At 63.2% G+C, this 13901-nt stretch carries 9 protein-coding genes; 7 read left to right on the top strand and 2 right to left on the bottom strand.

Translation table 11 applies throughout. The features are described 5' to 3' along the window. The first annotated feature begins 3 nt into the window (after positions 1 to 3). Entirely contained in the window at positions 4 to 1398 is a 1395-nt protein-coding gene (locus PSH84_RS23780) for an efflux transporter outer membrane subunit (protein ID WP_305467752.1), read from the top strand. 518 nt (positions 1399 to 1916) lie between these two features. Continuing rightward, positions 1917 to 2243 (top strand): DUF6124 family protein, encoded by a 327-nt coding sequence (locus PSH84_RS23785; protein ID WP_305481898.1) that lies wholly within the window; start codon positions 1917 to 1919, stop codon positions 2241 to 2243. Between the two features lie 207 nt (positions 2244 to 2450). Here the strand turns inward: PSH84_RS23785 and pvdP are convergent, their stop codons facing one another. Continuing rightward, a complete protein-coding gene (gene pvdP / locus PSH84_RS23790) occupies positions 2451 to 4067 on the bottom strand; it encodes a pyoverdine maturation tyrosinase PvdP (RefSeq protein ID WP_122569505.1) in 1617 nt (538 codons plus the stop codon). Positions 4068 to 4402: 335 nt separating this feature from the next. Here pvdP and pvdM point away from each other — a divergent pair, with 335 nt between their 5' ends. The 5 genes from pvdM to PSH84_RS23815 all read left to right on the top strand — a co-directional run bounded on the left by pvdM (position 4403) and on the right by PSH84_RS23815 (position 12410). Then, the gene (pvdM, locus tag PSH84_RS23795; RefSeq protein WP_305467755.1) at positions 4403 to 5773 is read left to right on the top strand and encodes a pyoverdine-tailoring dipeptidase-like protein PvdM; all 1371 of its coding nucleotides are present in this window, start codon (positions 4403 to 4405) and stop codon (positions 5771 to 5773) included. Beyond that, positions 5770 to 7050 (top strand): pyoverdine-tailoring periplasmic protein PvdN, encoded by a 1281-nt coding sequence (gene pvdN / locus PSH84_RS23800; RefSeq protein WP_305481899.1) that lies wholly within the window; start codon positions 5770 to 5772, stop codon positions 7048 to 7050. The genes pvdM and pvdN overlap by 4 nt, the downstream gene beginning before the upstream one ends. Before the next feature lie 24 nt (positions 7051 to 7074). Next, on the top strand, positions 7075 to 7950 hold the full coding sequence (gene pvdO / locus PSH84_RS23805; protein ID WP_305467758.1) for a dihydropyoverdine dehydrogenase: 876 nt from the start codon (positions 7075 to 7077) through the stop codon (positions 7948 to 7950). Positions 7951 to 8220: 270 nt separating this feature from the next. After that, positions 8221 to 9870 carry a cyclic peptide export ABC transporter gene (locus PSH84_RS23810; protein ID WP_305481900.1) on the top strand — a complete coding sequence of 550 codons (1650 nt, stop codon included), beginning with the start codon at positions 8221 to 8223 and terminating at the stop codon, positions 9868 to 9870. A gap of 104 nt (positions 9871 to 9974) precedes the next feature. Further along, positions 9975 to 12410 (top strand): TonB-dependent siderophore receptor, encoded by a 2436-nt coding sequence (locus PSH84_RS23815; RefSeq protein WP_122569500.1) that lies wholly within the window; start codon positions 9975 to 9977, stop codon positions 12408 to 12410. 224 nt (positions 12411 to 12634) lie between these two features. Here the strand turns inward: PSH84_RS23815 and PSH84_RS23820 are convergent, their stop codons facing one another. Beyond that, positions 12635 to 13597, bottom strand: coding sequence for an alpha/beta hydrolase (locus tag PSH84_RS23820; protein WP_305481902.1), 963 nt, complete (start codon positions 13595 to 13597; stop codon positions 12635 to 12637). Between the last annotated feature and the right edge of the window lie 304 nt (positions 13598 to 13901).

The raw sequence follows: 13901 nt of genomic DNA on the forward strand, positions 1-13901 counted from the left end.
CCTATGAAAGCGCACCTGACCCTCCTGGCCGCCAGCCTGTTGCTGGCGGCCTGCGCCACCCCGGTGTCGGCACCGGACAGCGGCATCCAGCCGCCACCGGCCTGGCAGCACCTCGACACACCCAGCGCCCGCGCGGACAACCAGCAGTGGTGGACACATTTCGGCAGCCCGCCATTGAACCGGCTGATCGAACAGGCGCGACGGGACAGCCACGACCTGGCCGCCGCCATGGCCCGGGTGCGCCAGGCCCAGGCCAGCGCGGTGATTGCCGGGGCGCCGTTGCTGCCAGCGGTCACGGCCGGGCTCAACGGTAATCGCCAGGAGTTGCTGCGGGGCAAGGGCTACAGCCAGCTGGACGTGGATCGGAACAACCGCACCATCGATTACTACGACGCCAACCTCAGTGCCACCTATGAGCTGGACTTCTGGGGTGGCAAACGGGCGGCTCGGGACAGTGCGCTGAGCACGCTGGCGGCCAGCCAGTTCGACCGGGCGACGGTGGAGTTGACCCTGCTCAGCGGCGTCGCCAACAGCTACACCCAGGCGTTGTCCCTGCGCGAGCAACAGCGCATCGCCGAACAGAACCTAGACAACGCCCAGCGCGTGCTCGACCTGGTGCAGACCCGCTACGACGCCGGCAGCGCCACGGCCCTGGAACTGTCCCAGCAAAAAAGCCTGGTGGCGGCCCAGCAACGCCGCGTGCCCCAAGTGCAGCAACAGGCCCGGGAAGCCGTGATCACCCTGGCGACGCTGCTGGGGCATCCGGTGCAGTCGGTCAGGCTGGATGACGACAGTTTCGACCGCCTGCACTGGCCGGCCATCGATGTCGGCGTGCCCAGCGAACTGCTGCGCCGTCGCCCGGACATCGCCGCCGCCGAAGCGCGCCTCGCCGCCGCCCAGGCCGACATCACCGTGGCCCGCGCCGCCATGTTGCCCTCTGTCACCCTGGGCCTGAGCCTGGGCACTGGCGCCGACATCGCCGACCAGTTGCTGCGCAACAACGTCTACAACCTCACCGCCGGAATCGCCGCGCCGATCTTCAACAACGGCCGCCTGAGTGCCGAACGAGACAGGGCCAGCGCCCGCCAGGAGGAACTGCTGGAGCTCTACCGCGCCGCCATCATCAACGGCTTCGCCGACGTCGAAAAAGCCCTGAACGGCATCAACGGCCTCGACCGCCAACGACAATGGCAAAGCGAAGAGCTGCACCAGGCCCAGACCGCCTTCGACATCGCCCAGCGCCGCTACCAGGCCGGCGCCGAAGACCTGCTCACCGTACTGGAAACCCAACGTACGCTGTACGCCGCCCAGGACATGAACGTGCAGCTGAGATTGGCGCGGGTGCAGGCGAGTGTGGCGTTGTACAAGGCGTTGGGCGGGGGCTGGCGGGTGATGTAGGCCTCGAACCCCCCCTCAAGCCAAATAATACATTGTGGCTAGGGTGATCTCCTGTGGGAGCAAGGCTTGCCCGCGATGCAGACGACACGGTTTCCGAGGACCGAGGTGCCTGCATCGCGGGCAAGCCTTGCTCCCACAGATAAATCTCCTAGCCACAAATAGTGTTCGGCTTTGGTTCTGTTTATCCGACCATGTAGGACTCTCGAGTGAGGCTACGTTGCCTTGCGTCACTGCCTACAACTACGCCAGAATCCGCCGGCTTGTGCGCCTAACCTCCTGTCGATAACTTGTTTCCCGTCACTGCCCATCAGTGATCGGGTCTGCAAGCCCGACGAAATACCAGGCGCATAGCCACAAGCCAATCGACACGTCCGTGTCGCTCAATGGCGGCTGTGTGCGGGAGACCTTCGGGTCTGCCGGGTTCCTGGTTTCCCGGTCTTGCAGACCCGCGCATAGCTGCCACCCATCATCTGCAAGTGATGTCTGGCAGCGCCCTTTGAATAATCAGGAGCTGCACCATGTTCAAGATCACCCCCAATCCTCCCGAAGGCGATTCCAAAAAACTCGACGAAGCCGCCGACCGCGCCCTCTCCTACTACCTCGACCCCAAACCTGAAAAACCCACTCCACCGCCGGGCCAGCTGTTCACCGTTGCAGAGAGTGCGGACTTGGAATGCCTGCTGGCCAACCTCAGCGAAACCCTTGCCTCGGTCAATGTCATGGCCAACGAACTGGCCTTTGATCTGGAAGGCGCACGGCGGAGTTTTGCCCTGGGGATCCAGCAGATGGTCGAGCTGAGTGAGCTGCTGGCAAACCGTGCCTTGGACATTGCCGCGCCGCGTTAGCACCTCACACTAACCTCAAGCCAAGCGACATTTGTGGCGAGGGGATTTATCCCCGTTGGGCTGCGCAGCAGCCCCAAACCAGCTCCCTCAAAAATATCTGACACACCGAGGTGTTGATGATTGGGGCTGCTGCGCAGCCCAGCGGGGATAAATCCCCTCGCCACAACAGTGTTTGCCTTAAGTTCTGTGGACAGCGTGCAGAGGGAGTTAAACCGGTTTGGACTTGAGATTGCGCGCATACCACGGTCGTTGCGGCACACGGCGAAACAGTTCGGAGAGCTTTTTGTCATCGCTGCCGAACGTAATGCGCAGGGCAAGTTTCATGGTTTCCGGGTCCATTTCCACCGAGCGTCCGAGCTGCAGCCCCGGCGTGGTGCTGCAACCGTGGGTGTCCGGGCCCAGCCAAGGGTCGGCGATTTCCACCCAGCGGCCCGGGGCGAACCAGGGCACACCGCTGACCTTTAGCCGGCTCACTTCCCCCGGGTGGAAACGCTCGTGCGCGCGAAACCAGTCTTCGAGGCGGTCGTCGATCCAGCCGTGGAACGCCCAGAACACTGGGCTCACGTGGGAGGAAAACGGATCGCCGAGGAAGTCGTTTTCCGGGGCATACCAGCGCGCGGCGAAGTCGTCCGGGTCGCGGGCGAACGGCACTGGATGGCCGTTGGACGGGTCGCGCGGCACCGAGGCCCAGCGCATGTGCAGCCAGTCATGCAGGCCCAGTTCCACTTCTGAGCCGAACTGGCCCAGGGTCAGTTTCGACAGGTAGCGCGGGTCGCGATAGCGCGATTCCCAGACCTGGAAATTGCTGTGGTAGGTCTCGGCGGTCTTGATGTCGCTGACCCACTGGGCGTATTGCTCATCGCCATCGGCCAGCCAGGTAGGCGGCAAGGCCGTGCCGTCGTGGTTGTCGAAATAGCGGGCGAACCCCTGGCGATCACGCTCCAGCTCCGGTTGCGGCAAAGGAAAGCGCGGCCACGACGGCAGCGGCTGGAACGAACGGGCGGTGCCGAGCATGTGCCGGTGCATGAAAAAGAAGTCCACCCCCGAGCCGTTGCGATCCTTGCGCGGGCCGCGGGCGTCGCGCTCCTGATCCCTTGGGCCGGGCTGCCAGCCAATGCCGCGCAGGGCATTGCGCTTGTCTTCGTCCAGGGTGTGCCATTTGTCCCGCGAGGCGTGCCAGAGCTGGTGGAACAACCGGTGCTCGGGCGACACCAGCCAGGCCAGCAGCGCCGGGCTCAGCGGCGTGCGCTCGCGGGCCTCGGGGAAGCGCTGCTTGACGGCGACGAACTGATTGTCCTGCTCAGGCAACGCCAAGGGACGGTCCAGGCGCAACGCCCGACCGCTGAGGGTGGCGCTGCCGGCATTGCCGAAGCCGGCCCAGACTTCGTCCAGGGTCATGATGAATTCATAGTCCGGCGCGTCCTGTCGAGTACTCACCAACCGCCAGCTCAGTTGCTTCGGGTCGGTGCCGGCCAAGTCGCCCAACACCCGGTAACGCGACTCATCGGCACCGCGCAAGCGTTCGGCGCTGTCGAGGTACCCCACCAGGCCACGGCCCCTTTGGCCGATATCGAGGAAGATCTGTAGATCGTCCTGGGGCAAGCCTTCGAGACCGGCGTCGCGGCCGGTGAAACGGATCGTCCAGATGCCCCGCAACGTATCGGCCCGGCGCTGACCCGCCACGTCGGCCACGTCGAACGAGGCCTCGCCGGGGGTGATGGTCGGGTCCGGCCGGGTCAGTTCGCGATGCCCGTAATACACCGCAGGCACGGCGGCACCGGTCAGCGCCAGGCCTGCCATGAACCATCGTCGAGAAATCGTCATTGCCTTACCTGTGTTCGGCCCTGGAGCGGGCTTTATCCAAGCTAGAACGATGAGGGGGCTGACAAATTTATAGGGGCTGTGAAGGCCTCATCGCGAGCAAGCTCGCTCCCACAATGGGTTTGAGTGCATTCGCAAGAAACCGGGCAACTGTAAGGTCGCCTCGCGAGCAAGCTTTGCTCCCACAGGGAATTTGCAACACGCCCACCTGTGGGAGCAAAGCTTGCTCGCGATGGCGGCCCCAAGGGCACCTAAATTTCCCGCCCGACCACTCGTTCTCCCCAGATAGCAAAGGCCCCGCGCCTGTCCTTCCAAGGCGAACCTGACTGAGATCGGCAATGACAACACCTCGTTCGAAAAAGGCTCTTTTCATCGGCCTGCCCCTGGCCCTGGCGTTGGCCGTCGGTGCAGGCGTCGCGGCCTGGGACCACTGGTGGCGGGACAATCCCGGCTACCCGGTCAACGTGATGAAAGAAGCCAGGGAACTGCACGAACGCCTGCTGTCCTTCGACAGCCACATCACCGTGCCGCTGGATTTCGGCACCGCCGGCAATGAAGCCGACAAGGACGGCAGCGGCCAGTTCGACCTGGTGAAAGCCAATCGCGGGCAGCTGTCCGGCGCGGCACTGACGGTGTTCGGCTGGCCCGAGATCTGGAACGGCCCCAACGCCCCGCACAAGCCCACCGCCGGTTTCGTCGAAGAGGCGCGCAACCAGCAGGAGGTGCGCTACAAGATCATCACCGGCCTGGTCCGGGACTTTCCCAACCAGGTCGCCATTGCCTACACCCCGGATGATTTCCGCCGCCTGCACGGCGAAGGCAAGTTCGCGATTTTCATCAGCATGCTCAACGCCTACCCCCTGGGCCACGACCTGAACCTGCTGGACCTGTGGACGGCGCGCGGCATGCGCATGTTCGGCTTCAGCTACATCGGCAATAACGACTGGGCCGACTCCTCACGACCGCTGCCGTTCTTCAACGACTCGCCCGACGCCCTCGGCGGCCTCTCGGAGATTGGCAAGCAGGCGGTGACACGCCTGAACGACCTGGGCGTGATCATCGACGTGTCGCAGATGTCGACCCAGGCCCTGGAGCAAGTCGCGCAACTGAGCCGCACGCCGCTGGTGGCCTCCCATTCGGCGCCACGGGCGATGGTCGACATCCCGCGCAACCTCAGCGACAAGGAAATGCAACTGATCAAGGCCAGTGGCGGCGTGGTGCAGATCGTCGGTTTCTCCCAATACCTGCGCCCGCTGACGCAAAAGACCCAGGATAAACTCAACGCCCTGCGCGAACGCTTCGACCTGCCGCCGCTGCCCAACCTGGCGATGGCACTGATGCCCGGCGATCCGATCATCGCCGCCTGGCCGGAACAGAAGTTCGGCGAATACGCCGGCCAGCTCTACGGCATCCTCGAAGAGGAACCCAAGGCCAGCCTCAAGGACCTGGGGGACGCCATCGACTACACCGTACGCAAGATCGGCATCGACCACGTCGGCATCAGCTCGGACTTCAACGAAGGCGGCGGTGTGAAAGGCTGGGAGAACGTCGGCGACATCCGCAACGTCACCGCCGAACTGCTGACCCGCGGCTACTCCGAAGCCGATATCGCCAAACTGTGGGGCGGCAATTTCCTGCGGGTCTGGGATCAGGTCCAGAAAGCCTCCCGCCCCGCCATCGCCTCGACCCAGAAGGCGGCCCAGCCATGAATGAGCGTCGCACCTTCCTGAAGCAGGCCGCAATCCTCGCTGCCGGCCTGCCCCTGGCTGCCAACCTGCCCGCCACGGCCGGCGCCGATCCCCTGCCACCGCTGCCCAAGGATAAATGGGCACAGCTGCGCTCACTGTTCGACCAAGACCCCGACTACCTGCACTTCTCCAATTTCCTGGTCACCACCCACCCACGCCCGGTGCGCGAGGCCATCGAGCGGCACCGCGCCGCCCTGGATAAAAACCCCGGGCTGTTGATGGACTGGGACCTGGGCGTCACCGAAGAACGCGAGGAAAACGTCCGCACCTGGGCCGGTCGCTACCTGCAAGCGACCCCGAAGCAGATTGCCCTCACCGGCAGCACCACCGAAGGCCTGTCGATCATCTACGGCGGCGTCCATGTGGCAGCCGATCAGGAAATCCTCACCACCACCCACGAACATTACGCCACCCACACCATTCTCGACCTGCGCACCCGACGGGACGGCACCCGGGTACGCAAAATCAAGCTGTTCGAGAACGCCCACAACGCCAGCCACGAGGAAATCCTCACGGCCATCGAGCGCAACATCCGCCCGGAGACACGGGTGCTGGGCATGACCTGGGTGCATTCGGGCAGCGGCGTGAAGCTGCCCATCGACAAAATCGGTGCCCTGGTGGACAAGCACAACCTGGGCCGCAGCGATGAGCAACGGATCATCTACGTGGTGGACGGCGTGCACGGGTTCGGCGTCGAGGACCTGAACTTCCCGGCGATGAACTGCGACTTCTTCATCGCCGGCACTCACAAATGGATGTTCGGCCCGCGAGGCACCGGCCTGGTGTGCAGCCGTAGCGAAGAGGTCAAGTACGTCACACCGATCATTCCGACCTTCTCCGAAGCCACGGCGTTTTCCACCACCATGACGCCCGGCGGCTACCACGCCTTTGAACATCGCTGGGCGGCGAACGAAGCGTTCAAGTTGCACCTGCAACTGGGCAAGGCCGAAGTGCAGGCGCGCATCCACGCCCTCAACACCTACCTGAAAAAACAGCTGGAGGCACAGCCGCAGATCGAGCTGGTCACGCCCCTGAGCCCGGAGCTGTCAGCGGGTTTCAGCTTCTTCCGGGTCAAGGGCCGCGACAGCGATGAGGTCGCCGCCTACCTGATGAAGAACCGTGTGATCGCCGACGCCGTGCATCGTGATGCGGGGCCGGTAATCCGCACCGCGCCGGGGTTGCTCAATACCGAAGCCGAGATCGATCGCTTCATGGGCTTGCTGGCCAAGACACTCTGAACCTGACTTTATCGAGAGAAATGGATGAACAGTTTTTCCTTGACGCTACTCCCGGCACTGGCCCTCGCCGCCCTGCTGCCCTCCGGCGCCCAGGCCTCGCAACCGGGCCAGGTCTTTCGCGACTGCAAGGACTGCCCGGAAATGGTTGTGCTGCCCACCGGCACCTTCCAGATGGGCACCCCGGACGACGAAGTGGGCCGCGAGCCCGACGAAGGTCCGCTGCACCCGGTGACGTTTGCCAAGCCGCTGGCAATCAGTCGCTTCCAGGTGCTCAAGGGCGAATGGTTCGCGTACCTGCGCGACACCGGCTACACCATGCCCGACGGCGATGAACGACCCGGTCGGGCGTGCAAGGCTGGCATTCCGGACTACCAGGGCAGCGACCCGCGCAAGCAATACACCGACCGGCACCCGGCGGTGTGCATGGATTTCGCCGAGGCCAATGCCTACGTGGCGTGGTTGTCGAAAAAGACCGGCAAGCACTACCGGCTGGTCAGCGAATCCCTGCGCGAGTACGCGGCACGCGGCGGCAGCACCGGGCCGTTCCCCTTCCCGTTCGATGAAGGCAAGGAATACAGCATCGCCCAGCACGCCAACACCTACGGCGCGGCCGACGGCTACAACTTCACCGCCCCGGCCGGCAGCTTCGCGCCCAACGCCTTTGGTGTGTACGACATGCACGGCAACGTCTACGAATGGACCGCCGATTGCTACAACGAAAACTACGTGGGTGCGCCGAGCGACGGCAGCGCCTGGCTGACCGGCAAGTGCGAGTTCAAGCGCATTCGCGGCAACGACTGGGGTGAAGCACCGGTGTTCTCCCGCTCCGGCAACCGCAATGCGCTGGTGCCGGGTGATCGCGGCGACTGGATCGGTTTTCGGGTGGCGCGGGATATGTAAACCGAACGCAACGCGGCCCCATGTGGAGCAAAGCTTGCTCGCGAGACCCCATGTGGGAGCAAAGCTTGCTCGCGATACAGACACCTCGATCTCAAAAAAGAACCGCGTTGCCTTCATCGCGGGCAAGCCTTGCTCCCACAGGATAAATTCCCTCCCCTCCCAATCGTTCTACAGGTGGGCTCGCCCCAACCCGGCGTGCCGCCGTCCTCCAGCCATGTGGTGAATGCCCCGCGATGGCCTTCGCCCTTTTCATCTAGCAGGGAAACCTCCATGAGCCAACCAAAACGCGGGGTGATCAATGAATTGTTCACCCTGCTCAAACCCTTCCGGCTGATTGTCATCGGCGCCATCCTGCTGGGCATGGTCGGTGGCCTGAGCGTGACCGTGCCGCTGGCGACCATCAACCAGGTGCTGCACGCCGACGGTGGGCTGAGCCACACCGTGGTGGGCGTGTTCGCCGGGTTGTGCCTGCTGGCCCTGGTCAGTTCCATCTGTTCCGACATCGGCACCAACTACGTCGGCCAGAAGATCATCGCCAAGCTGCGCAAGGAGCTGGGGGAAAAAGTCCTGTCGGCACCCATCCAGCCGATCGAACGCTACCGCAGCCATCGCCTGATCCCGGTGCTGACCCACGACGTCGACACCATCAGCGATTTCGCCTTCGCCTTCGCCCCCCTGGCCATCTCCCTGACCGTCACCCTAGGGTGCATGGGTTACCTGGCAGTGCTGTCGTGGCCGATGTTTCTGATGATGGTCGTGGCGATTGTCATCGGCACCGTGGTGCAGTACATCGCCCGCGGTCGTGGGATCAAGGGCTTCATGGAGGCTCGCGACTCCGAGGACGAATTGCAGAAGCACTACAACGCCATCGCCGAAGGCGCCAAGGAACTGCGCATCCATCGTCCTCGTCGACAACGCATGTTCGTCTCGGGCATCGAGCACACCGCCGACAAGATCTGTGACACGCAGATCCGTTCGGTGAACATCTTCGTGATCGCCAAGACCTTCGGCTCGATGCTGTTCTTCGTGGTGATCGGCCTGGCCCTGGCCCTGCAATCGCTGTGGCCGAGCGCCGACAAAGCGGTGATGAGCGGTTTCGTGCTGGTGTTGCTGTACATGAAAGGTCCGCTGGAGCACCTGATCGGCACCCTGCCGATCGTCAGCCGCGCGCAGATCGCCTTCCGCCGCATCGCCGAGCTGTCGGAACAGTTTTCCTCCCCTGAACCGCACCTGTTGCTCAACGACCAGGGCCAGCCGAAAACGCCGGTGCAGACGCTGGAACTGAGCAATGTGGCCTACAGCTTCCCGGCGGTGGAAGGCGCCGCGCCGTTCCGCCTGGGGCCGGTGAACCTGAGGATCGACCAGGGCGACATCGTGTTTATCGTGGGTGAAAACGGTTGCGGTAAAACCACGCTGATCAAGCTGCTGTTGGGCCTGTATGCGCCGCAACAAGGGGAAATCCGCCTCAACGACCACGTGGTGACGGCCGTGACCCGCGACGACTATCGCCAGTTGTTCACGACGATTTTCGCCGACTACTACCTGTTCGACGACATCGTCCAGGGCGACACCCATATCCCGGACGATGCCAACCAATACCTGCAACGCCTGGAGATCGCTCACAAGGTCAGTGTGCGCGACGGCGCCTTCACCACCACCGACCTGTCCACCGGCCAGCGCAAGCGCCTGGCGCTGGTCAATGCGTGGCTGGAAGAACGCCCGGTGCTGGTCTTCGACGAATGGGCCGCCGACCAGGACCCGACCTTCCGGCGGATTTTCTATACCGAGCTGCTGCCGGACCTCAAGCGCCTGGGCAAGACCATCATCGTGATTTCCCACGACGACCGTTACTTCGACGTGGCCGACCAATTAGTGCGCATGGAAGCCGGCCGCGTCATCACCGAACTGCAATCTGCGTAAATAATCACGATTCTCATTCTGGTTTTTCCGGGGTCGTGCGTCCTAATTAAGAATTGATAACAACTACACCCCTATTAAAACTAAAACCTGCAAGAGTGAAACACATGCCAGCAACTCCGGGGATTCCACGTTTTACCAAGGCACTGATCATGCGCCGCCTGTTGCAACCAGGCTTCAGCGCCACTGCGTTCAGCCTGGCGCTGGCCATGCCATTCAGCGCACAGGTCCAGGCACAGGAAGTCGACCTCAACATTCCAGCGCAGTCGCTGGCGAGTGCCCTGCAGGCATTGAGCAATCAATCGAACATGCAAGTGCTCTACAGCGCCGATGATGTCCAGGGCCTGCGCAGCCAGCCGGTGAGCGGCCGATTGTCGCCGGCGCAAGCGCTGTCGCAGATGCTGGTGGGGACCGGCGTCATGTTCACTATCCAAGGCAACACGGCCAGCGTGCGCGCCAGGACGGCGGGCGATTCCCTGGAACTGGGCGCCACGACCATCACCGGTAAATCCGCGGAATCGGCCTACGGCCCGGTGGACGGCTACGTCGCCACTCGCAGCGCCACCGGCACCAAGACCGACACGCCGATCCTGGAGATCCCGCAGACCATCAACGTGGTCACCGCCGACCAGATCGCCACCCAGGGCGCGCGCAACCTGACCCAGGCCTTGCGCTACACGCCGGGCCTGGACACCAGCGGCTTCACCGACCGCAACGCCATCGCCGACGAAATCACCAGCCGCGGGTTCGCCCCCACACAGCTGTACCTCGATGGCGCCTACCTGCCTTATGCCGGCAGCCTGGGCGGCGCGCCGCAAATCGATACGTATACCCTGGAGCGCATCGAAGTGCTCAAGGGCCCGTCGTCGGTGCTTTATGGGCAGAACCAGCCCGGCGGCCTGATCAACATGGTCTCCAAGCGCCCGACCACTGAACAGCGCAGCCAGATCAAACTGGGCGCGGGCAGCTATGACCGGATCAACGGCGCGTTCGACACCAGCGGCCCGATCGACGACCAGAAGGAATTCAGCTACCGCGTCATCGGCGTGGGGAAAAAAGGCAACCAACAGGTCGATCACACCCACAGCGAACGCATGCTGCTGGCGCCAAGCCTGACCTGGGCGCCCAACGAAGACACCTCGCTGACGGTGCTGGCGCAGATCCAGCGCGATGACGGCCTGGAAGACTATCAGGCGCTGCCGATGATCGGCTCCCTGAAGCGCGGCCCCAACGGCCAGCGGATCGACCGGGACTTTTTCTCCGGCGACACGCGGTGGAACGACTACAAGCGTGACCAGTTCATCCTTGGCTACGACTTCAGCCACAACCTCACCGATGACCTGACGTTCCGCTCCACGGCCCGTTACACCGATGTGCGTGACCAGTATCGGGGCTTCTATCTGCGTGGTTTCGTTGGGAATGATCAGACCCAGGCCACTCGTAACAAACTCGACTGGCAACAGCACAACACCGCCTACACCGTCGATAACAACCTGGAATACAAATTCAACACCGGCGCCCTTGAGCACACCACCCTGGCGGGCGTGGACTATCGTCATTTCAACCGTAAATACAAGGGCTACAACATCACAGGCGCGCCAATCGACCTGTACGGCAATAACAACAACTACGACACCAGCGGCGTGACCCCGACGCTGGACACCCAATGGGACAACACCGTTCGCCAGACCGGCGTCTACCTGCAAGACCAGATCAAGCTGGACAAGTGGATTCTGACCGTGGGTGGCCGCCAGGACTGGGCCGAAGTGGATAACAAGGATCTGCTGGCACGCACTGTTTCCTCACTGCGTGACAACAAGTTCACCGGCCGGATCGGCCTGACCTATGTCACCGATTTCGGCCTGGCGCCCTACATCAGCTATTCGGAATCCTTCCTGCCGACCACGGGCACGGACGCGAGCGGCAACGCCTTCAAACCGACCGAAGGCGAGCAATACGAAGTGGGTGTGAAGTATCAGCCGTTCGACAAAACGATGATTACCGCCTCGGTGTTCCAGATCAAACAGAAGAACCTGGTCACCGGCGACCCTGCTGATCCCCAGAACTCGATCCAGTCGGGCCAGGTGCGTTCACGGGGTGTTGAACTGGAAGTCAAATCCTCCATCGACAACATCGAAGTCATGGCCGCCGCCACCTACCTCGACTCGTTCTACACCAAGGACAACTACGGCAACGAGGACAACCGCAGCGAGCAACAGGCGCCGTTCTCCGCCACGCTGTGGGTCGACTACCACTTCACCCAGGCCGTCCTCAACGGCCTGACCTTCGGCGCAGGCGCCCGTCACACCGGCCGCAAGCCGGGCGACGCGGCCAACTCGTTCGACGTCCCGGCCTACACGGTGTTCGACACCACCATCAGCTACGACATGGGCAAGGCCACCTCAAGCCTGCGTGGCGTTACCACCAGCCTGAACGTGCAGAACGTCTTCGACCGCGAGTACGTGTCCAACTGCAACTACTCGTTCGGCTGCTACTACGGCCAGGAGCGCGTGGCCTCGCTGGACGTGACCTACGACTTCTAAGCAACACCACACACAAAAAAACCGGGCCAGGCCCGGTTTTTTTGTGCCTGCAAATCCTGGAACCATCACATAACCACTGTGGGAGCGAGCTTGCTCGCGATGGCGGTGTATCAGGCACTTAAGTGCTGGCTGACCTGCCGCTATCGCGAGCAAGCTCGCTCCCACAGGAGATCAGTGGCATATGCAAATCCTGAGACCACTCCCATCAAGGGATTTGTGGTGTTTCAGGCAGTGAGTGCAGTCCGCAAGGCTTGGCTCAATTGCGCGTACACTTCGTCAATCTCCGGCACCACGCTCTGCAAGCGCAGGTAGTCGTGGATCAGGCCGGTGTATTCGATCAGCTCCACGCTCACCCCCTGCTCTCGCAAACGCTGGGCGTAGGCGCGGCCTTCGTCGAGCAGCGGGTCATGGCCGGCCAGGGCGATCAGGGCCGGGGCCATGCCTGGGTAACCGGGCGCCAGCAACGGCGAGAAACGCCAGTCCAGACGATCGGTGGGCTCATTGGCGTAGTGCCGGTAGAACCACTCGAGGGTTTCGCTCTCCAGCAGATACCCCTCGCCGAACAGCTCGGTGGATGGGCTGCTGGTGGACGCATCGGTCACCGGGTAGCAGAGCAATTGAAAGCACGGCTGGATCGCCAGGGAAGCGGGTTCCCGGGCGGCTTGCAGCGCAAGCACGGTTGCCAGCGTCGCGCCGACGCTGTCGCCACCGAACGCCACACGGCTGAGGTCCAGGCCTTCGGCGCGGGCCTGCCGGGCCAGCCAGTCGAGGGCATCGGCGCCGTCGTTCAGCGGGGTCGGGAAGGTGTGCTCCGGGGCCAGGCGATAGCCCACCGACAACACCGCGCACGGTGTCCGGGCGCAGAATTCGCGGCAGACACCATCGTGGGAGTCCAGGCTGCCGACCACATAGCCGCCGCCGTGAAAGTACACCAGCACTGGCAGTGCCTGTGCCGCAGCCGTCGCCGGACGGTACAGACGCAGCGTCAGCGGCGCGCCGTCACGGGCGGTGAATGCGTGAACGGCGCACTGCACATCCGTCGGAGCGTTCCAGCGCAATTGCCCGGTGGTGCGCTCGAACGCCTCACGGGCCTGGGCCGGCGTCGACAGGTGAAACGGCCCGGGACCGTCGGCCTGGCTTTCTTCGGCCAGGTCGAGAAAGGCGTTGAGTTCTGGATGCAGGGACATCGCAGGGGTTCCTTGTGAAAAACTATAGAAGACAGAAAAATCCATGAGACCGGTTACAGAACCCTGTGGGGGTGAGCCTGCTCGCGATAGCTTTGGTTCAGTCAACATCGAGGTTGACTCCTACACCGCCATCGCGAGCAAGCTCGCTCCCACAAGGGAATGGTGGTGGGGCATCGCATGCATGAGCACCAACGATCCACTGTGGGAGCGAGCTTGCTCGCGATAGCTTTGGTCCAGCCAACATCGAGGTTGACTGATGCGCTGCCATCGCGAGCAGGCTCGCTCCCACAGCCCCCCCCAAGAC

The organism is Pseudomonas beijingensis (genome assembly GCF_030687295.1).
Classification (GTDB): domain Bacteria; phylum Pseudomonadota; class Gammaproteobacteria; order Pseudomonadales; family Pseudomonadaceae; genus Aquipseudomonas; species Aquipseudomonas beijingensis.